The following is an 18,230-nucleotide window of genomic DNA, read 5'->3' on the forward strand; positions in this document are numbered from 1 at the left end:
CCGGCCGGGCACGGTTAGAGTCAAAGGCACAGCCCCGCTCCGGCCGGCCGGAGCGGGCGCCGCACCCACTTGCCCGAACACCCACTTGGGCGCTGCCGAGAAACACAGGAGACCATGGCGAAGTTCCTTCGGACCTCCGGCCGAGCGGGCGTGCGCCGCTACGTCGACGCCGCCGCGAGGCTCCTCATCCGCGTCGGCGTGTCCGCCAACGCCGTCACCGTCACCGGGACCGCGATCGTGGTCGCCGCCGCCGTCCTGCTCCTCTCCCAGGGGCACCTGCTCGCCGGGCTGATCGTCGTCGGCCTGTCCGTGTTCACCGACATGCTCGACGGCGCCATCGCCCGCGTCAAGGGCACCTCCAGCCGCTTCGGCGCGCTCCTCGACTCCACGTGCGACCGCCTCGCGGACGGCGCGATCTTCGCGGGCCTCGCCTACTACCTGCTCGCCGAGGGCCGCTTCCTCGGCGCCGCGCTGGCGCTGACCGCGCTGGTCGCCGGGCAGCTCGTGTCCTACGTCAAGGCCGCCGCCGGGAACCTCGGCGCACGCGTCGACGTCGGCATCGCCGAGCGCCCCGAACGGCTCATCATCGCCGGGCTCGCGGTCCTCGTCGAGGTCCTCGGCGTCCCGTTCGCCCTCGAAGCGGGCCTCGGCCTGCTCGCGGTGCTCTCCACGGTCACCGTCGTGCAGCGGTTCGTCCAGGCGCGCGCGCTCCTCGCCGCGAGCGAGGAGCGCGTCGATGCCTGAGCGCCTCACCGAGCTGGCCTACCTGGCGGCCTGGCGCGGGGTGCGGCTCATGCCCGAGTCCTGGGCGTACGGCCTGAGCCGCCGCTTCGCCGACCGCGCCGCCCGCAAGAACGGCCGCGGCGTGCAGCAGCTGCGCCGCAACCTCGCCCGCGTCGTCGGCGGCGAACCGGGCGACGAGCTCGTCCGCGACGCCATGCGCTCGTACGCCCGCTACTGGATCGAGGCGTTCCGCCTCCCGTCGATGAGCGACGAGCACCTGCTGCGCCGCTTCGAGATGAACGGCTTCGAGCGCGTCCACGAACGCGCCGAGCAGGGCCTCGGCTCGATCGTGGCCCTGCCCCACTGCGGGAACTGGGACCTCGCCGGGGCCTGGGTCCCGCGCATCTCCGGCGACCCGCTCACCACCGTCGCCGAGCGCCTCAAACCCGAAGGGGTCTACCGGCGCTTCCTCGAATACCGCGAGTCTCTCGGGATGAAGATCATCCCGGCCTCCGGCGGCGACCGCAACCCCCAAGCGGCCCTTGGCGAAGCACTCGACGCCGGGCACGTCGTGGCCCTCGTCGCCGACCGCGACCTGGGCCGCTCGGGCACCGAGGTGAAGTTCTTCGGCGAGGCCACGACCTTCCCGTCCGGCCCGGCGCTCCTGGCGATCCGCAACCGCGTCGAACTGTTCACCGCCGCCATCCACTACGAGGACGACAAGGCCGTCTGCCACATCTCCGGCCCCGTCGACACCGGCACGGGGCCCCTGCGCGAGCGCCTGGCGTCCACCACCCAGCGCGTGGCCGACGCGTTCGAGGAGGGCATCCGCGCCCACCCCGCCGACTGGCACATGCTCCAGCGGTTCTGGACCGCCGACTTCGCGCCGAGGCCCTGATGGGGCCGCTGAGGATCGGGATCGTCAGCCCGTACTCCTTCGACGTCCCCGGCGGCGTCCAGTTCCACATCCGCGACCTCGCCGAGACCCTCATCGACGCCGGCCATGACGTGTCCGTCCTCGCGCCCGCCACCGAGACCGCGGGCCTGCCCGACTTCGTCGTCCCCGGCGGCAAGGCCGTCGCCGTCCCCTACAACGGGTCCATCGCGCGCCTCGCCTTCGGCCCCCGCTCGGCCGCCCGGGTCCGCAAGTGGTGCAACGAAGGCGGCTTCGACGTCATCCACGTCCACGAACCGCTCACCCCGAGCCTCGCGTGCCTCGCCGTCCTCAACGCCCGCTGCCCCGTCGTCGCCACCTTCCACACCGCGATGACCCGCTCGCGCATCCTCGCCGCCGGGAAGCACATGGCCCAGCTGGTCCTGGAGAACCTCTCCGCGCGCATCGCCGTCAGCCCCTACGCCCGCAAAGTGCAGGTCGAGCACCTCGGCGGCGGCGCCGTCGAGATCCCCAACGGCGTCCCCGTCGCCTTCTACCGCAAGGCCGCGCCCCTCGACGGCCTCCCCGACGGCCCCACCATCGGGTTCATGGGCCGCTTCACCGAGCCCCGCAAGGGCTTCCCGATCCTCCGCGACGCCTTCGCCGCGCTGGCCGCCGACCGCCCCGACCTCCACCTCGTCGTCGTCGGCCGCGGCGACCCCGAAGCGGCCGTCGCCGGACTCGACCCCGACGTCGCCGCCCGCATCCGCTTCCTCGGCGCCGTCTCCGACGAGGAGAAGGCCTCCATGCTCGCCGGAGTGGACCTGTACGTCGCCCCCAACACCGGCGGCGAGTCCTTCGGCATGGTCCTCACCGAGGCCATGGCCGCGGGCACCTGCGTCCTCGCCAGCGACATCGAGGCGTTCTCCTCGGTCCTGGACGAGGGCCGCGCGGGGGAGCTGTTCGCCGTCGGCGACGCCGCCGACCTCGCCGCCAAGGCCGCCCGCCTCCTCGACGAACCCGACCGCCGCACCGCCTATGTGGAGCGAGCGAACGAGTGGGTCAAGCGCTACGACTGGCCCGAGGTCGCCGCCCGCCTCCTGGAGGTCTACCGCGCCGCGATCGAAGCGGGCGTCGAGCGCCGCCGGTGATCCCGGCCCGCCCCCCAAGCCGTATGCCCGTACGATGATCCCGATGTGGTGGTTGGCGGCGCTCGTGACGATCGCGGCCGTCGCGGGCGCGTACGCGACCTGGACGGTCGCGCGGGTCGAGCGACTCCACCGCCGCGCCCGCGCCGCCGAGACCGCGCTCCTCACCAAGCTCGACGACCGCGCCGAGACCGTCCTCCGCTTCGTCGGCAACCCCGGCTTCGAGGAAGTGGTCGCCCTCGCCCTCTCCGTCGTCGCCGTCCCCGCCGACACCCAGCGCCAGCGCGAACTGCGCGAGTACGCCGAGAACGACCTCACCCGGGCCCTGCGCGACCTCGCCGCCGACCCCGTCTGGACCGACGACCTCGAATCGGCGAACCGCCGCGTCGCCCTGGCCCGCCAGATCCACACCGACTTCGTGCGCGACGCCGTCGCCTCCCGGTCCCTGCCCGTCGCGGTCATGCTGCGCCTGCACCACCGCCTCCCGCGACCGCAGTACTGGGACATCGACGACCCCGTCAAGTGACCGTGCGCCCCCTCACGGGTTTGTATCAAGGGGCCTGTGAGACGGGTCGCGGCGTAGAATCGGCCAGGTCAGCACCCCTGAGACCGTGGACGTACAGATGGAGCCGGTGACCGTGTCAGAGACCCAGAAGACCGAGGCCGAGGTCGGGACCGCCCGCGTCAAGCGCGGCATGGCCGACATGCTGAAAGGCGGCGTCATCATGGACGTCGTCACCCCTGAGCAGGCCAGGATCGCCGAGGACGCCGGGGCCGTCGCGGTCATGGCGCTCGAACGCGTCCCCGCGGACATCCGCGCCGAGGGCGGCGTCTCCCGCATGTCCGACCCCGACATGATCGACGGCATCATCGAGGCCGTCTCGATCCCGGTCATGGCGAAGGCCCGCATCGGCCACTTCACCGAAGCCGCCGTCCTGGAGTCCCTCGGCGTCGACTACGTCGACGAGTCCGAGGTCCTCACCCCCGCCGACGAGGCCAACCACATCGACAAGTGGAAGTACAACGTGCCGTTCGTGTGCGGCGCGACCAACCTCGGCGAGGCCCTGCGCCGCATCGCCGAGGGCGCGGCCATGATCCGCTCCAAGGGCGAGGCCGGCACCGGCAACGTGGTCGAGGCGACCCGCCACATGCGCCAGATCCGCCAGGACATCGGCAAGCTCACCACCCTCGACTCCACCGAGCTGTACGCCGCCGCCAAGGAGCTGCGCGCCCCCTACGAGCTCGTCGCCGAAGTCGCGAAGCTCGGGAAGCTCCCGGTCGTGCTCTTCACCGCGGGCGGCATCGCCACCCCCGCCGACGCGGCCATGATGATGCAGCTCGGCGCCGAGGGCGTCTTCGTCGGCTCCGGCATCTTCAAGTCCGGCGACCCGGCCAAGCGCGCCGCCGCCATCGTCAAGGCCACCGCCTTCCACGACGACCCGAAGATCATCGCCGAGGTCTCCCGCGGCCTCGGCGAAGCCATGGTCGGCATCAACGTCGACACGCTCTCCGAGGAGCAGAAGCTCGCCAAGCGCGGCTGGTAGCCCGCACGCGAAAGGGCCCGGAGCGCTCCGCTCCGGGCCCTTCGCATCCCATCCCTACTCGGCGATGTCGAAGACCGTCCCGCCCGTGGCGAGGACCCCCTCGCACTTGTTCCCGAACGTCTCCTCGTAGTACGTGAACCGGCCGTCCCACAGCCCGAAGCCCTTGAGGGTCACCGGCGCGTACACCTTGTTGCACATCCCGTCGGCCGCTTCGAGCGAGCCGATCTCCCCGTCCACCGCGGTGAGCTGGAGGCACGCCTCCTCGCCGCGCGAGTGGCCCTGCCCGCCGGGGCACGACAGCACCGCGCGCTCGGTCGGACCGTCCTCGGGGGCGATCTCCAAGTACAGGAAGCCGGTGTCGACGCCGCTGCCGATGCCCGGGTCCACGGGGATCGGATCGGCATGTGCGGGAGCGGGAGTCATCACCGCGAAGGCTGCGGCGCCGAGGGCGCCTACCGCGAGTTTGCGCATGCGCAGATCCTAAGAACCGGACCGGCTCCGATCGGGCTCCGACACGCCTACCCTTGTGCCATGAACGCTACCGAGCTGGACCAGTACGACACTCCCGACCTCCAGCGCCGCGCCTTCGCGCTGGCGCGCGACCGCCACGACTGGCGGTTCTTCATCGACCTGTTCCGGCACACCCCGACCGCCCTCGAATCCGAGGACCTGGACCCCGACGTGGCGGAGATCGGCGTGGCCATCGACGACCTGGTGGGGATCTGGCGCGAGGCCACGAAGGGCGACTGGGGCGGCGCCGAGCCGCTGGCCCGGGCCGCCTTCATCGACTACATCGCCAAGCACGGGAACGGCGACGACGCCGGGAACTAGTCCTCGGCGGCCTCGTCGTCGTCCTGCTGCTGCTTCTTGCGGCGCGGTCCCGCCGGGGCCGCGCTGCCGTCCATCCAGTAGCGGATGTCGGCGGAGAACAGCCACCACAGGGCCAGGATCGCGGCGAACACCCACGGCGCGACGTAGAGGCCGAAGATCGTGGACATGAACATGCCGACGATGAACAGGACCGCGGTGGCGCCCACGGCCCACCAGCGGACGGCCTTCTGGCGGGACTTGAGGCGGATCGCGCACATGGCGGCGACGATCGCGGCCACGAGCGCGAAGCCCGCGATGACCAGGTTCGAGGCGAGGAAGTTCGTCGACTGGTAGAAGTCGTGCGCGGCCTGGGCGGTCTCGGCCGGGGTCTGGTCGAGGTCCATGCCGGAGTTCTCGTACACGTCGGTCAGCTCCGCGACCGAGGCCGAGCGCAGCGAGAACGTGTAGAACGCGAGGATGTTGCCCGCGATGACGGCGCTGACGACCTCGACCCACAGGGCGATCTGGAGTCGCAGGAGCTTCTTGGGCTTCGCGTCCGGGTCGTCCCCCTCTGGCTCGGGAGCGCCCTTGCCTGGATCGCGGTCGCGGCCGAAGTTCGGTTGGGGGAGCATCTCGTGCCTCTCAGACGGGGATCGGACGGCGCCCTAGTGGTTGAACCACCGGCGGGCGAAGCGCTCGGTAAGCGTTCCCAGAATCGTAATCGGCACGATGGCGAGGCCGATGCACAGCGCCCAGTACAGTCCGCTGGTGAACAGCAGCCAGCCGAGCCCGGCGAGCGCGGCGACCTGCACGAGCAGGTTGAGAATCCACAGGATGCGCCACTGGAAGCGCAGGAGCAGCGTCGAGAGCAGCAGGAACACCGCGAGGGCGCCGAGGCCGACCGCGCCGCGGTAGACGTCGTGCTCGGCGGCGGGCGGCACGAACTCCTTCGCGGTGTGGTGCAGGAGCACGATGAGGCCGCCGGCGACGAGGGCGAGGGCCGCCTCCAGCCACATCGTGTTGCGCGCGGCCCGCACCGAGCGGGGCATCGGGTTGCGCTTCGAGGTCTTCGCCATTGCTTTCTCCCGGGCATGAAGGGGTGCGTCACGTTCGATCGGTGACTTTAACGGATCGTCACCCGATGACAGTGGTCAGGCCGGTTTCGGTCACAGCGCCGATCCGCCAGGTCGGCGGCCCGCGCGGCCGCGATTACGCTGGAACGGCCCGACGCCGCCTAGTTTTGGAGTTCTCTGATGACCGTGCCCCGGATCGGCGTGCTCGCCCTGCAAGGCGACGTGGTGGACCACATGCGCGCCCTGGAGGCCGCGGGGGCCGAGGCCGCGCCGGTGCGGCGGCCCGCCGAGCTCGACGCGGTCGACGGCCTGGTGATCCCCGGCGGGGAGTCCACCACCATGAGCAAGCTCCTCGGCATCTTCGACATGTTCAACCCGGTCAAGAAGCGCCTGGACGAGGGCATGCCCGCGTTCGGGTCGTGCGCGGGCATGATCCTGCTCGCCGACGAGGTCCTCGACGGCCGCCCCGACCAGCGCTCCTTCGGAGTCATCCCGATGACGGTGCGCCGCAACGCGTTCGGACGCCAGGTGGACTCGTTCGAGACGGAGATCGGGATCGACGGCGTCGCGGGGGGCCTTTTCCGGGCCGTGTTCATCCGCGCGCCGTGGGTCGAGCGGGTCGGCGACGGGGTCGAGGTGCTGGCCCGGGTGGACAGCGGTGAGACAGGCCTCGATGCGTCGGGCGGTAGGATCGTCGCGGTACGTGCGGGCGCCTGCCTGGCCACCTCCTTCCACCCGGAGGTGACCCCCGACGCGCGGGTGCACCAGTACTTCGTGGACATGGTCCGAGGCTGAGCGCCGGACCGGACGAGCAAGAGGAACGAGGAACGCCGGGATGAGTGGTCACTCCAAGTGGGCGACGACCAAGCACAAGAAGGCCGCGATCGACGCCAAGCGGGGCAAGATCTTCGCGAAGCTGATCAAGAACATCGAGGTCGCGGCGCGTACCGGCGGCGCCGACCCCGGGGGCAACCCGACGCTCTACGACGCGATCCAGAAGGCCAAGAAGAGCTCGGTCCCCAATGACAACATCGACCGCGCCGTCAAGCGCGGCGGCGGGCTCGACGGCGCGGGCGTCGACTACGAGACCCTCATGTACGAGGGGTACGCCCCCGGCGGGGTCGCGGTCCTCATCGAGTGCCTCACCGACAACCGCAACCGCGCCGCGGCCGAGGTCCGCGTGGCCCTGACCCGCAACGGCGGCTCCCTGGGCGAGGCCGGCTCGGTCGCGTACATGTTCTCCCGCCGCGGGGTCATCCTGGTCCCCGCCGCTGACGGGCTCACCGAGGACGACCTGCTCATGGCGGTCCTCGACGCGGGCGCCGACGAGGTCAACGGCCTCGGCGAGGACGGCTTCGAGATCCTCTGCGAGCCCACCGACCTGGTCGCGGTCCGCACCGCCCTCCAGGACGCCGGGATCGACTACGACTCGGCCGAGGCCGGGTTCCAGGCCTCCGTGAACATCGAGGTCGACGTCGAGGGCGCGCGCAAGGTCATCCGCGTCGTGGACGCCCTGGAGGACTCCGACGAGGTCCAGAACGTGTGGACGAACGCGGACATCTCCGACGAGATCCTCGCGAAGCTCGACGAGGACTAGCGAGCGCACGAGAAGGGGCCCGAAGCGAACGCTCCGGGCCCCTTTGTTGCATTGGCGGCCCGACGAACCCGCGTTGGCGGGGGCAGCAACTGATCCGGTTCGGCCCATGGCCCCTGATCGGAACACCTCCACGTAGGTGGAGAACAAGCCGCCGTTCGTTCAAACGATTTGCTTCGCGAAGCGTTACGCGATCCCGGGCACTGGTGACCTGCGGTACACCACGATCGTCCAGGCGACCGCGGCGGCCGTTGCGACCGCGTACACCGCGACGCCGAACGTCATGCTCGCGAGGGTCACGCCGCCGACGGTGACCAGGGCCGGGAGGACGCCGCCCGCGGCCATCTGGGTCGCGCCCATGAACGCCGAGGCGGTCCCGGCGATCTGCGGCGGCTGCGAGGACATCGCCGCGGCGCCCGCGTTCGGGAACACCACGCCGCAGCCGAGCATCATCAGGACGATCCCGGCCGGGACCGTCCACAGGTTCGCCGCGCCCACCAGCTGGACCACCGTCAGGAACGTGACGCCCGCCAGCGAGATCGCCATGCCGACGATCATGCGGCTGGAGGACTTCGAGCGATCGATCATGAGCATGTTCGCCTGGTTGCCCGCCAGGAGCGCGAGCGTGCCGACCGCGAACAGCAGCGAGTAGAACCCGGGGGAGGCCCCGAGCTCGTTCTGCGAGATGAAGCTGAACGTCGACACGTACGTGAACAGCATCGAGAAGTTCATGAGCACCGCGATCGTCGGCGCGATGAAGTGCGCGTCGCGCACCAGCGTCACCACGGTGGACCCGAACTCGCGTGCCGTCATCGACCGCCGTTCCTCCGCGGGGAGGCTCTCGGGCAGGTACTTCCACACCAGGAACGTCGACAGCGCCGACAGGACCGCCATGAACACGAACACGGTCGGCCACGGGCCGAAGCGGATGAGCTGGGCCCCGACGATCGGGCCGAGCATCGGCGCGAGCATCGTGACGAACATCATCTTGGCCGTGAACCGGGTCATGTCGTCCCCGGCGAAGTGGTCGCGGATGACCGCGCGGGCCACCACGACCCCGGCCGCGCCGGACAGGCCCTGCACGAAGCGCAGCGCGATGAGCAGGTCGGCGCTCGTGGCGACCGCGCACAGCAGCGACACGAGCGTGAACACCGACATGCCGATGAGCAGCGGCTTGCGGCGCCCGAAGCGGTCCGAGAGCGGGCCGACGACGGCCTGGCCCACGCCCATGCCGATCATCATGGCGGTCAAGGTGAGCTGGATGCGGCTCTCGGGGGTCCCGAGGGCGTCGGCCATCGCGGGGAAGGCCGGGAGGTACAGGTCGATGGCGATCGGCGCGGTCGCGGACAGGGCGCCGAGCACGAACACCATGGTGGCTATGAAGCGTCGGGAGTGGCCGTCGGCGGCGACGGGCGGCATGAAGGCGGCAGCAGACACAGTTGTTCCCAACCAGTGGTTCGGCAGAGCGGAGGAAGGCCGGCCGGGCCCGCGGTCGCCTCGTTGCGCCGATGGGGGGCGGATGCGGTGCTACCGGCCGACTACAACGAAATCACGTGACCTGCCGACCGGCAAGTGGTTTATGGGCAAGGCCACCAGTCCGATTCCCGACCATCGGGTGTCGCTCCAGGTCGCCTCGAACACCGCCCGCGGCGGCGCTTGCACCCGGACGTCGGACCGGCCGGATAAGCTGACGCGACAACCGAGCGACAGGAGGAGCGCGTGCGCGTCATGGGGATCGACCCGGGCCTGACCCGCTGCGGCGTCGGCGTCGTCGAAGGACGCCCCGGGGCGCCCGGCACCATGGTCGCCGTCGACGTGGTCCGCACCGATCCCGAAGCCGGCCTTGCCGACCGCCTCCTCGCCCTCGACGACGGCCTCCGCGCCCTCCTCGACGAGCACCGGCCCGAGGCCGTCGCCGTCGAACGCGTCTTCAGCCAGCACAACGTCGCCAGCGTCATCGGCACCGCCCAGGCCTCCGGCATCGCGCTCCTCGCCGCCGCCCGCCTCGGCCTGCCCACCGCCACGTACACGCCCTCTGAGGTCAAGAACGCCGTGTGCGGCAACGGCACCGCCGACAAACGCCAGGTCACCACCATGGTCACCCGCATCCTCCGCCTGAAGGAAGCGCCGAAGCCCGCCGACGCGGCCGACGCGCTCGCCATCGCCGTCTGCCACTTGTGGAGGGGCGGCGTCAAAGCCCGCATCGCCCAGGCCGCCGCCTCGCAGGCCGCCGCGGTCGCCGCAGCCAAGGAGCGCAACCGATGATCGCCCAGCTCACCGGCACCATCGCCGCCGTCGGCGAGGTCTACGCCGTCGTCGACGTCAACGGCGTCGGCTACGCCGTCCACGCGGGCGCCCACACCCTCGCCAACCTCAAGGTCGGCTCCGAGGCGGTCCTGGCGATCTCCACGATCGTCCGCGAGGACTCGATCACCCTGCACGGCTTCAACACCGCCGAGGAGCGCGACCTGTTCGAGCTGCTCCAGGGCGCCCAGAAGATCGGCCCGCGCATCGCCCGCGACGCCATCGAGGCCCTGCGCCCCGATGTCATCCGCCACGCCATCGCCACCGCCGACACCACCACGCTCTCGCGCATCCCCGGCGTCGGCAAGAAGAGCGCCGAGCGGATCGTCCTCGACCTCGCCGACAAGATCGGCCCCGTCGACCTCCACGGCGTCCCCAAGCAGACCGGCGGCCGCCCCGGCGGCTGGCGCACCCAGGTCAGCCAGGGCCTCCAGGCCCTCGGCTGGACCGCGAAGGAGGCGGAGACCGCCATCGAGCAGCTCGACGCCGAGGGCGCCGATGGCCAGGACGTCCCCACCCTCCTCAAGCAGGCCATCCGACTCCTCGGGAAGCGGTAGCGCATGGAAGACGACTTCGACATCGACGTCACGACCGAGGAATGGGACCGGGCGCTCACCGCCGCCGAGGCCACCGAGCTCGAACGCAAGGCCGAGGCCGGCATCCGCCCCGGCAAGCTCGACGAGATCATCGGCCAGGGCCGCGTCCGCGAGCAGATCGGCCTCATCCTCGAAGGCGCCCGCCACCGCGGCACCCCGCCAGACCACATCCTCCTGTCCGGCCCGCCCGGCCTCGGCAAGACCACCCTCTCCATGATCATCGCCGCCGAACTCGGCGTCAGCCTCCGCCAGACCTCCGGGCCCGCCCTCGAACGCTCCGGCGACCTCGCCGCGATCCTCACCAGCCTCGAACCCCGCGAAGTCCTCTTCATCGACGAGATCCACCGCATGGCCCGCCCCGCCGAGGAGCTCCTCTACACCGCCATGGAGGACTACCGCGTCGACGTCGTCGTCGGCAAGGGCCCCGGCGCCACCGCCATCCCCCTCGAACTCGAACCGTTCACGCTCGTCGGCGCCACCACCCGCGCCGGACTCCTCACCGGGCCCCTGCGCGACCGCTTCGGCTTCCTCGGCCAACTGGAGTTCTACTCCGAGGACGAGCTCGAAGCGATCGTCAACCGCTCCGCCGCCATCCTCGACGTCGGCATCACCCCCGAAGGCGCCGTCCAGATCGCCGGGCGCTCCCGCGGCACACCCCGCATCGCCAACCGCCTCCTGCGCCGCGTCCGCGACTTCGCGCAGGTCCGCGCCGCCGGGACCATCACCGAGACCGTCGCCGTCGACGCCCTCCACCTCTACGACGTCGACTCCCTCGGCCTCGACCGCCTCGACCGCGCCGTCCTGCGCGCCCTCGTCCAGACCTTCAACGGCGGCCCCGTCGGCCCCAAGACCCTCGCCGTCGCCGTGGGGGAGCAGCCCGACACCGTCGAAGAGGTCTGCGAGCCGTTCCTCGTGCGCGCCGGGCTCCTCGCCCGCACCCCCCGCGGGCGCGTCGCCACCGCCGCCGCCTGGCAGCACCTCGGCCTCCAGCCGCCGAGCGCCGACGGGCTGTTCCGGAGCGGCGACGCGTAGGGTGGGCCGTGGAGACGGGGCGACACCACGTATTGGATAGACTCCGCCCACGTCACCCTCCCAGACCGTGACCACCACGACGAAAGGCACCACCGTGCTCGCAACCGCAGACGTCCTCGCTCAGGAAAGCGCCGGCGGCTCCAACATCATGTTCCTGATCATGATCGTCGGCTTCATCGCGCTCATGTACTTCGTGATGATCCGCCCCCAGCGCAAGCGCCAGCGCGAGCAGCAGGACATGCAGTCCAACGTTCAGCCCGGTGCCCGCGTCATGACCATCGGCGGCCTCTACGGCACCGTCGTCGACTCCGACGACGAGACCATCACCATCGAGGCCAGCGACGACACCTTCCTCGTCTTCGCCCGCCAGGCCGTCGCCAAGGTCGTCTCCCCCGCCGAGACCGAGGCCGAGACCACCGAGGAGACCGTCTCCGAGGAGGAGGCCACCCTCTCCGACGAGGACCTGGAGAAGCTCGCCAACGGCGACGACAAGACCGACGGCGACAAGCACACCGGGAAGTCCGACCGCAAGGAGTACTAGGCCCTGCATGCCCTTTGAGGCACCCGTCCTAGAATGAGCCCCGCCGAGGGTGCGTGTGCGAGCCCACTCCCTCCGGTCCGCCCCGCGGACCGGCGCCCGCCACCGTCTGCGCGGTCGCTTCGCGCCCGCCCCTGTCCGAGTTCTGAGGAAGAGACCGACCATTGGCTTCAGTAACGGGCGCTGACCGCCCACGGAAGAAGATCCAGCGCAAGCGCCTGGCAGTCGCCCCGTATTTCGTGGCGCTGCTCGCCGTGCTCGCGATCCTGTGGGTGTCCGCGCTGGCGGGTTCCGGGTGGAAGTTCCCCACTCCGAAACTGGGGCTCGACCTCCAGGGCGGGCTCTCCATGACCCTCACGGCGTACCAGCAGGGCACGGACGAGCCGCCCTCGGCCGAGACCATGGAGCAGGCGCGCCAGATCATCGAGAGCCGCGTCAACTCGACCGGCGTCTCCGAGCCCGAGGTGTTCGTCGAGGGCAGTGAGAACATCGTCGTGAACGTCGCGGGCGACGACATCGACGAGGAGGCGCTCCGCGACGTCGGCGCCCCCGCGGAGCTGCGGTTCCGCATCGTCACCAACTCGACGATGGACACGTCCGCGCTGGAGGAGGCCCTCGCCGAGGAGTCCCCGAGCGAGGACCCCTCGGACGGCGCGTCCGAGACCCCCACGGCCGAGTCGAGCGAAACGCCGACTGAAGAGGCCGCGGAGACCCCCACCGAGGAGGCCACCTCCGAGGACGCGTCGGGCCAGGGCCAGGCGCCCGCCACCGACGACGTGGACGTGACGCTGGACGACGTGTGGGCGAAGGTCGGCGCCGACGCCGCCGCGACCGCGCAGGCCCTCACCGCGGCCCCCGCGGACGAGGCGACCATGGCGCTCCTGGAGCCGTTCGGCGAGCTCACCCCCGAAGAGGTCTCGCTGCTCCCGGCGAACGTCCAGTTCTTCGTCCCCCAGATCACCTGCACCCAGCTCGACAACCGCCCGCCGGGCGCCGTCCAGCAGGCGGACATCGAGGTCGTGGCGTGCTCGGCCCCCGAGCCGTACTCGGCCGACGACCCGGACCTGAAGGTCGCCTACAAGTACCTGCTCCAGCCGGCCACCGTGCTCGGCTCGGACGTCACGCAGGCCGACGTCGGCACCGACCAGGCCAACCCGAACATGTTCGTCGTGAACGTGCAGTTCTCGGCCTCCGGCGCGGAGTCGTGGGGCGCGCTCACCAACGAGAACGTCGGGTCGCAGGTCGCGATCGTCCTCGACAACGAGGTCGTGTCCGCGCCGACGATCAACGAGGCGTCGACCAACTCCACGCAGATCTCCGGCGACTTCTCCGCCGACGAGGCGAACCAGCTCGCCGACCAGCTCAACTTCGGCTCGCTGCCGACGACGTTCGTGGTCGAGACCGTCAACGAGGTCACCGCGACGCTCGGCGTGGACCAGCTCGAAGCGGGCATGTACGCCATGTTCCTCGGCCTGATCCTGGTGTTCCTGTACTCGATGGTCTACTACCGGCTCATGGGCTTCGTGGTCCTCGGCTCGCTCATCGTGGCCTCCGCGGTGCTGTACCCGGCGATCGCGCTCCTGGGCTCGCAGGTGGGCCTGACGCTCACCCTCGCGGGCGTCGCGGGCTTCGTGGTCTCGATCGGCATCACCGCCGACTCCTTCATCGTGTACTTCGAGCGAATAAAGGAGGAGATGGCCGGGGGCCGCTCGGCGCGCTCGGCGATCCCGCGCGCGTGGGTCCGCGCCCGCCGCACGATCATGTCGGCGAACGCGATCTCGATGATCTCCGCGGTCGTGCTGTACATCCTGGCCATCGGCCCGGTCCGGGCGTTCGCGTTCTCGCTCGGCATCTCCACGATCGTCGACGTCATGATCGTCTTCCTCTTCACCCACCCGATCGCCGAATGGCTCTCGCGCGGGAGGGTCCTCAACAGCCAGGCCCTCTCCGGCCTGCACACCAAGACCGCCCCGGCCACCGGCGACGCGGCCGCGAAAGGCTAAGGACCGATGAGCACCAAGCAGACCGAGAAGCGCCCCGGCGTCCTCAGCCGGCTCTACCGCGGCGAGACGGACTTCCAGTTCATCGCCAACCGCCGGAAGTTCTACCTCGCCTCCGGGATCGTCATCGCCGCCCTCGCGGTCGTCATGATCTTCAAGGGCTTCGTCCTCGGCATCGACTTCGCGGGCGGCGTCCAGTACGCCGTCCCCGCGGCCGACACCTCGGCGAGCCTCGAACAGGTCGAGAACGCCGCCGAGGCCGCGGGCGCGGACATCGGCACCGGCCAGGTCGCCGGGACCGGCGACGGCCGGTCCTACATCATCCGCGTCGGCGAGCTGGAGGACGGCCAGTCCACCGCGATCCGCGACGCCATGGCCGCCGAGGCGGGCATCGGGGCCGACTCGATCTCCGTCTCCGAGGTCTCCGCGACCTGGGGCGCGGCCGTGTCCAAGCAGGCGCTCATCGCGCTCGTCGTGTTCCTGGTGCTGGTCTCGGCCTTCATCTGGATCAGGTACGAGCGGCGCATGGCCATCGCCTCGCTGGGCGCGCTCGCGCACGACATCATCATCACCGTCGGCATCTACTCGCTCGTCGGCTTCGAGATCACGCCCTCCACGATCGTCGGCCTGCTGACGATCCTCGGGTACTCGATCTACGACACCGTCGTCGTCTTCGACAAGGTCCAGGAGAACACCGCGCAGCTGCTCAAGTCGCGCAACCAGACCTTCGCCGAGGCCGTCAACGACGCGGTCAACCAGACGCTCATGCGCTCGATCAACACCTCCGTCATCGGCGTGCTGCCGGTCGCGGCGCTGCTGTTCGTCGGCGTGGGCGCCCTCGGCGTCGGCACGCTGAAGGACCTGGCGCTCGTGCTGTTCGTCGGCATGGTCGTCGGCGCGTACTCCTCGATCTTCCTGGCCGCCCCGTGGGTGGTGGACCTGGCCGAGCGCAGCGCCGCCGTCCAGCGCCACAACAAGAAGGTCGCCACGGCCCGCGGCCGCGGCGAGGACGAGTCCGGGAAGTCCGAGAAGCCCGCCCGCAAGGCCGCGGACGACGACGAGGACGACGACCGCCTGGAGCTCGCGAAGATCGACGACCTCCCGCTGGAGCTGCTGGAGGAGCCCGTCAAGTCCGGCAGCGGCACGTCCAGGTCCGGCCCGAACCGGACCTCGCAGTCCCGGCCGGGCAACAGCAAGAAGCGCAAGCGGCGCTAGCACACGGCACGAAAGCGGCGGGCGGACCTGGTGGTCCGCCCGCCGCTTCATAGCTGGCTGGCTCGCTACGGGAGCCCGGAGTCACTCGGGGCCTTTGTCGCCCTTGAACTTCGAGATCAGGCCCTGGGCCTTCTCCTTGACCTGGTCCGTGACGTCGTCGAGTTTGTCGCCCACCGGCGACTCCTTGGCCTTGTTGTACAGGTCTTCGGCCTTGTCCTTGGCGTCGTCGGCCATGTCGCCGGCCTTGTCCTTCATCTCGTTGAACTTGTCCACGAGAACCCCTCCCTACGTGAGTCGGTATCACTATAAGAGGGGATTCGGGGCCCCGCGGCGATTCGCCGCACAATCGCGCCGCACAATCGCGCCGTACAACCGTGGTCGAATCCCGAACGCTACCCCAGGATGACGCCGCACGCGCCGGTTGCGACCTACGCTCCCGCCATGACGAACGAACAGCACCGCAAGGCCCGGACCGCGCTGGTCATCGGCGGCGGCGTCGGCGGCCCCGTCGCCGCCCTGGCCCTGCGCAAAGCCGGGATCGACGCCCAGGTCTTCGAGGCATACCGCCCCGGCACCGGCTCCAAGGGCGGCCCCCTCGGCCTCGCCTCGAACGGCCTGAACGCCCTCAGCGTCGTCGGCGCCGACGCCGACCTGGCCGCCGCGGGCATGCCCACGCCCCGCATGGTCATCTCCTCGGGCACCGGCAAGGTCCTCGGCGCCATCGACACCGACCCTGCCCTCCCCGGGCGCGTCACGCTCCCGCGCGGCCGCATCTCCGAGCTCCTCCAGGCCCGCGCCGAAGCCGACGGCGTCCCCATCACCTACGGCAAGCGCTTCGAGGGCGCCGTGGACACCGGCCACAGCGTCATCGCCCGCTTCGACGACCACACCACCGCCGAAGCCGACATCCTCATCGGCGCCGACGGCATCCGCTCCGCCGTCCGCGGCCTCATCGACCCCGCCGTCACGCCCCGCTACACGGGCCTGGTGGGCCTCGGCGGCTACATCGACGGCCCCGCGGGCATCCGGCCCACCGACGGCGACTTCCGCATGGTCTTCGGCCGCCGCGCCTTCTTCGGGTACCTCTCCGACGGCGAGAGCACCGGCTGGTTCGCGAACATGCCTTACAAGCGCCTCGCCGACGCCGACCTGGCGAACACCACGTTCGACATGTGGATGGCCCGCATGCGGGGCGCCTTCGCCGACGACGCCGGACCCGCCATGACCATCCTCGACCACGTCACGCCCGACGGGTTCATCCCGCCCTCGCCCCTCGAAGACCTCCCGCACGTCCCCGTCTGGTCCAAGGGCCGCATCGTCCTCATCGGCGACGCCGCCCACGCCACCTCCCCGTCCTCCGGCCAGGGCGCCAGCCTCGCCGCCGAGTCCGCCGTCGAACTCGCCAAGTGCCTCCGCGACCTCCCGGTCGACCGCGCCTTCACCGCCTACGAGTCCCGCCGCCGCGCCCGCGTCGAACGCGTCATCGCCGAAGCCGCCCGCACCAACCAGTCCAAAGCCGCCGGCCCCCTCGCCGCCCGCTTCCGAGACGCCCTCATGCCCTTCTTCTTGTCCCGCTTCACCACCCCCGAGAAGACCGCCTGGCAGTACGCGCACACGATCGAGTGGTTATGGGTGCGGCAAGCGGTGATCCGGTGCGACGCTCCACGTATGACTCCCTCAGATCCCTCGGCCGGTCCCGGTGTCCCCGAGACCGCCGCAACCGCACCTGAACCGCCCGCACTCGAACCGCCCGCACTCGAACCGCCCGCACTCGAACCGCCCGCACTCGAACCGCCCGCACTCGAACCGCCCGCACCGGGGCTCCCCGCCCTGCCGCCCCGGCGCCGGAACCCGCTCCTGGCGTGGGCCATCGCCGGACCGCTCGTCGGCTTCTTCGTCGGCCTCACGGTCGGCCTCGCCGGAAACGACCCCGGCGGGGCCGGGGCCGCCGACGACGACCTGTTCGAAGCCGTCAAGGAGGAGTGCGCCGTCGGATCTTCGGACGTCCGCATCGGCGACGATGGCGACACCCTGAGCATCGACCGGGCCGGAGCCGAGGAGATGCCGGGCGCTACGTTGACGCAGTTCTCCTGCATCCTCGACGAGCTCGACGTCCCCGACGCGGTCAGGGACCAGATGGAGAACACGCGCGCGCTTGACGGCTATCAGGAGGCCGAGTTCGACGGCATCGAGGTCTCGTGGACTTACCACCCCGACGACGGCGTGAACATGACCTTCACCAGGAGCGCATGACACGCCGAAGGCCCGCGCCCTCTCGGGTGCGGGCCTTGCAGGGGTTCTAGGCGTTGAGGGCCTGGGTGAGGTCTTCGAGGAACATGCGTTCGCCGTCGTTGACGGCCACTTTCTTTGAGAAGAGGCCGCCTTGGCGGGTCTTGACGGCGCCGGCGACTTCGGTGGCGAGGTGGAGGAGCCAGGCGGTGTAGGCGGCGGTGTCCTCGGGGGCGGCCTTGCGGCGCAGGAGGTCGGCGACGTCAGCGGCGAGTTTGAGGGCCTCGGACATGGCGGCGTCGTCCACGGGGAGCTCGCCGTCGGAGGACTCGGGGTCGCGTTCGCGCAGGGCGAGGGCCACGGACTTGACGAAGGGGTTCGGGTGCTTGCGGGCCTCTTTGAAGACCTTCGCGCCCGCGGTGACCTCTTTGAGGAACACCAGGGCGTTCTTGGACCCGTCGGAGACCACGGTCCCCTTGAGGACGACCCCGGGGGTGTTGAGGATCAGGGCGCGCTCGTCGTCGTCGAACTGGGACAGCTCCGTCATGGT

Annotated in this window: 21 protein-coding genes; 15 read left to right on the plus strand and 6 right to left on the minus strand. The window is 70.8% G+C overall.

From position 1 onward, the window contains the following. The first annotated feature begins 114 nt into the window (after nt 1-114). From pgsA to pdxS, 5 genes are all read left to right on the plus strand, one after another. Nucleotides 115-744, plus strand: coding sequence for a phosphatidylinositol phosphate synthase (pgsA, locus tag ACFFXY_RS08905; RefSeq protein ID WP_382348586.1), 630 nt, complete (start codon nt 115-117; stop codon nt 742-744). Further along, entirely contained in the window at nt 737-1,621 is an 885-nt protein-coding gene (locus tag ACFFXY_RS08910; RefSeq protein ID WP_382348589.1) for a phosphatidylinositol mannoside acyltransferase, read from the plus strand. The genes pgsA and ACFFXY_RS08910 overlap by 8 nt, the downstream gene beginning before the upstream one ends. An 8-nt stretch (nt 1,622-1,629) precedes the next feature. Then, nucleotides 1,630-2,748 (plus strand): glycosyltransferase family 4 protein, encoded by a 1,119-nt coding sequence (locus ACFFXY_RS08915; RefSeq protein ID WP_382350593.1) that lies wholly within the window; start codon nt 1,630-1,632, stop codon nt 2,746-2,748. 43 nt (nt 2,749-2,791) lie between these two features. Further along, nucleotides 2,792-3,271: a hypothetical protein gene (locus ACFFXY_RS08920; protein WP_382348592.1), complete on the plus strand. Its 480-nt coding sequence runs from the start codon at nt 2,792-2,794 to the stop codon at nt 3,269-3,271. Between the two features lie 97 nt (nt 3,272-3,368). Beyond that, a complete protein-coding gene (gene pdxS / locus ACFFXY_RS08925; RefSeq protein WP_382350595.1) occupies nt 3,369-4,289 on the plus strand; it encodes a pyridoxal 5'-phosphate synthase lyase subunit PdxS in 921 nt (306 codons plus the stop codon). 54 nt (nt 4,290-4,343) lie between these two features. Here pdxS and ACFFXY_RS08930 read toward each other — a convergent pair whose 3' ends face one another. Continuing rightward, nucleotides 4,344-4,760 carry an SSI family serine proteinase inhibitor gene (locus tag ACFFXY_RS08930; protein WP_382348595.1) on the minus strand — a complete coding sequence of 139 codons (417 nt, stop codon included), beginning with the start codon at nt 4,758-4,760 and terminating at the stop codon, nt 4,344-4,346. A 60-nt stretch (nt 4,761-4,820) separates the two neighbouring features. On the opposite strand from ACFFXY_RS08930, the gene ACFFXY_RS08935 reads away from it, so the two are divergent. After that, nucleotides 4,821-5,120: a hypothetical protein gene (locus ACFFXY_RS08935; RefSeq protein WP_382348598.1), complete on the plus strand. Its 300-nt coding sequence runs from the start codon at nt 4,821-4,823 to the stop codon at nt 5,118-5,120. Here ACFFXY_RS08935 and ACFFXY_RS08940 read toward each other — a convergent pair. Next, a complete protein-coding gene (locus ACFFXY_RS08940) occupies nt 5,117-5,731 on the minus strand; it encodes a hypothetical protein (RefSeq protein ID WP_382348601.1) in 615 nt (204 codons plus the stop codon). The two genes, ACFFXY_RS08935 and ACFFXY_RS08940, sit on opposite strands and share 4 nt — an antisense overlap. 33 nt (nt 5,732-5,764) lie before the next feature. Next, a complete protein-coding gene (locus ACFFXY_RS08945) occupies nt 5,765-6,175 on the minus strand; it encodes a hypothetical protein (protein WP_359949087.1) in 411 nt (136 codons plus the stop codon). A gap of 177 nt (nt 6,176-6,352) precedes the next feature. Here ACFFXY_RS08945 and pdxT point away from each other — a divergent pair, with 177 nt between their 5' ends. Then, nucleotides 6,353-6,967, plus strand: a complete 615-nt coding sequence (gene pdxT, locus ACFFXY_RS08950) for a pyridoxal 5'-phosphate synthase glutaminase subunit PdxT (RefSeq protein WP_382348604.1) — start codon at nt 6,353-6,355, stop codon at nt 6,965-6,967. 40 nt (nt 6,968-7,007) lie between these two features. Further along, nucleotides 7,008-7,769 carry a YebC/PmpR family DNA-binding transcriptional regulator gene (locus tag ACFFXY_RS08955; protein ID WP_382348607.1) on the plus strand — a complete coding sequence of 254 codons (762 nt, stop codon included), beginning with the start codon at nt 7,008-7,010 and terminating at the stop codon, nt 7,767-7,769. A gap of 183 nt (nt 7,770-7,952) precedes the next feature. Here ACFFXY_RS08955 and ACFFXY_RS08960 read toward each other — a convergent pair whose 3' ends face one another. Then, on the minus strand, nt 7,953-9,203 hold the full coding sequence (locus ACFFXY_RS08960) for a multidrug effflux MFS transporter (protein WP_382348610.1): 1,251 nt from the start codon (nt 9,201-9,203) through the stop codon (nt 7,953-7,955). A gap of 282 nt (nt 9,204-9,485) precedes the next feature. Between ACFFXY_RS08960 and ruvC the strand changes: the two genes are divergently transcribed. The 6 genes from ruvC (at nt 9,486) to secF (ending at nt 15,451) form a co-directional block, all read left to right on the plus strand. Beyond that, complete coding sequence (gene ruvC, locus ACFFXY_RS08965; protein WP_382348613.1) at nt 9,486-10,031, plus strand: crossover junction endodeoxyribonuclease RuvC; 546 nt, start codon at nt 9,486-9,488, stop codon at nt 10,029-10,031. Beyond that, nucleotides 10,028-10,627: a Holliday junction branch migration protein RuvA gene (gene ruvA / locus ACFFXY_RS08970; protein ID WP_382348616.1), complete on the plus strand. Its 600-nt coding sequence runs from the start codon at nt 10,028-10,030 to the stop codon at nt 10,625-10,627. The genes ruvC and ruvA overlap by 4 nt, the downstream gene beginning before the upstream one ends. A gap of 3 nt (nt 10,628-10,630) precedes the next feature. Beyond that, nucleotides 10,631-11,698, plus strand: coding sequence for a Holliday junction branch migration DNA helicase RuvB (gene ruvB, locus ACFFXY_RS08975; protein WP_382348619.1), 1,068 nt, complete (start codon nt 10,631-10,633; stop codon nt 11,696-11,698). A 67-nt stretch (nt 11,699-11,765) separates the two neighbouring features. Beyond that, nucleotides 11,766-12,239 carry a preprotein translocase subunit YajC gene (gene yajC / locus ACFFXY_RS08980; protein ID WP_382348622.1) on the plus strand — a complete coding sequence of 158 codons (474 nt, stop codon included), beginning with the start codon at nt 11,766-11,768 and terminating at the stop codon, nt 12,237-12,239. Nucleotides 12,240-12,400: 161 nt separating this feature from the next. Further along, complete coding sequence (gene secD / locus ACFFXY_RS08985; RefSeq protein ID WP_382348625.1) at nt 12,401-14,239, plus strand: protein translocase subunit SecD; 1,839 nt, start codon at nt 12,401-12,403, stop codon at nt 14,237-14,239. 6 nt (nt 14,240-14,245) lie between these two features. Then, nucleotides 14,246-15,451, plus strand: coding sequence for a protein translocase subunit SecF (gene secF / locus ACFFXY_RS08990; RefSeq protein WP_382348628.1), 1,206 nt, complete (start codon nt 14,246-14,248; stop codon nt 15,449-15,451). Nucleotides 15,452-15,532: 81 nt separating this feature from the next. Here secF and ACFFXY_RS08995 read toward each other — a convergent pair whose 3' ends face one another. Beyond that, nucleotides 15,533-15,724 (minus strand): YtxH domain-containing protein, encoded by a 192-nt coding sequence (locus ACFFXY_RS08995; protein WP_106365423.1) that lies wholly within the window; start codon nt 15,722-15,724, stop codon nt 15,533-15,535. Nucleotides 15,725-15,892: 168 nt separating this feature from the next. Between ACFFXY_RS08995 and ACFFXY_RS09000 the strand changes: the two genes are divergently transcribed. After that, the gene (locus ACFFXY_RS09000; protein WP_382348632.1) at nt 15,893-17,704 is read left to right on the plus strand and encodes an FAD-dependent oxidoreductase; all 1,812 of its coding nucleotides are present in this window, start codon (nt 15,893-15,895) and stop codon (nt 17,702-17,704) included. 46 nt (nt 17,705-17,750) lie between these two features. Here ACFFXY_RS09000 and ACFFXY_RS09005 read toward each other — a convergent pair whose 3' ends face one another. Next, nucleotides 17,751-18,227 carry a hypothetical protein gene (locus tag ACFFXY_RS09005; protein ID WP_382348635.1) on the minus strand — a complete coding sequence of 159 codons (477 nt, stop codon included), beginning with the start codon at nt 18,225-18,227 and terminating at the stop codon, nt 17,751-17,753. Nucleotides 18,228-18,230 lie beyond the last annotated feature (3 nt).

It is taken from the genome of Glycomyces mayteni (assembly GCF_042428885.1).
GTDB lineage: Bacteria > Actinomycetota > Actinomycetes > Mycobacteriales > Micromonosporaceae > Glycomyces > Glycomyces mayteni.

Excerpts from the sequence above, each read along its gene's own strand:
- pgsA (WP_382348586.1), top strand. The coding sequence starts at position 115 with ATGGCGAAGTTCCTTCGGACCTCCGGCCGAGCGGGCGTGCGCCGCTAC.
- ACFFXY_RS08910 (WP_382348589.1), top strand. The coding sequence starts at position 737 with ATGCCTGAGCGCCTCACCGAGCTGGCCTACCTGGCGGCCTGGCGCGGG.
- ACFFXY_RS08920 (WP_382348592.1), top strand. The coding sequence starts at position 2,792 with ATGTGGTGGTTGGCGGCGCTCGTGACGATCGCGGCCGTCGCGGGCGCG.
- pdxS (WP_382350595.1), top strand. The coding sequence starts at position 3,369 with ATGGAGCCGGTGACCGTGTCAGAGACCCAGAAGACCGAGGCCGAGGTC.
- ACFFXY_RS08930 (WP_382348595.1), bottom strand. The coding sequence starts at position 4,760 with ATGCGCAAACTCGCGGTAGGCGCCCTCGGCGCCGCAGCCTTCGCGGTG.
- ACFFXY_RS08935 (WP_382348598.1), top strand. The coding sequence starts at position 4,821 with ATGAACGCTACCGAGCTGGACCAGTACGACACTCCCGACCTCCAGCGC.
- ACFFXY_RS08940 (WP_382348601.1), bottom strand. The coding sequence starts at position 5,731 with ATGCTCCCCCAACCGAACTTCGGCCGCGACCGCGATCCAGGCAAGGGC.
- ACFFXY_RS08945 (WP_359949087.1), bottom strand. The coding sequence starts at position 6,175 with ATGGCGAAGACCTCGAAGCGCAACCCGATGCCCCGCTCGGTGCGGGCC.
- pdxT (WP_382348604.1), top strand. The coding sequence starts at position 6,353 with ATGACCGTGCCCCGGATCGGCGTGCTCGCCCTGCAAGGCGACGTGGTG.
- ACFFXY_RS08955 (WP_382348607.1), top strand. The coding sequence starts at position 7,008 with ATGAGTGGTCACTCCAAGTGGGCGACGACCAAGCACAAGAAGGCCGCG.
- ruvA (WP_382348616.1), top strand. The coding sequence starts at position 10,028 with ATGATCGCCCAGCTCACCGGCACCATCGCCGCCGTCGGCGAGGTCTAC.
- ruvB (WP_382348619.1), top strand. The coding sequence starts at position 10,631 with ATGGAAGACGACTTCGACATCGACGTCACGACCGAGGAATGGGACCGG.
- secF (WP_382348628.1), top strand. The coding sequence starts at position 14,246 with ATGAGCACCAAGCAGACCGAGAAGCGCCCCGGCGTCCTCAGCCGGCTC.
- ACFFXY_RS09000 (WP_382348632.1), top strand. The coding sequence starts at position 15,893 with ATGACGAACGAACAGCACCGCAAGGCCCGGACCGCGCTGGTCATCGGC.
- ACFFXY_RS09005 (WP_382348635.1), bottom strand. The coding sequence starts at position 18,227 with ATGACGGAGCTGTCCCAGTTCGACGACGACGAGCGCGCCCTGATCCTC.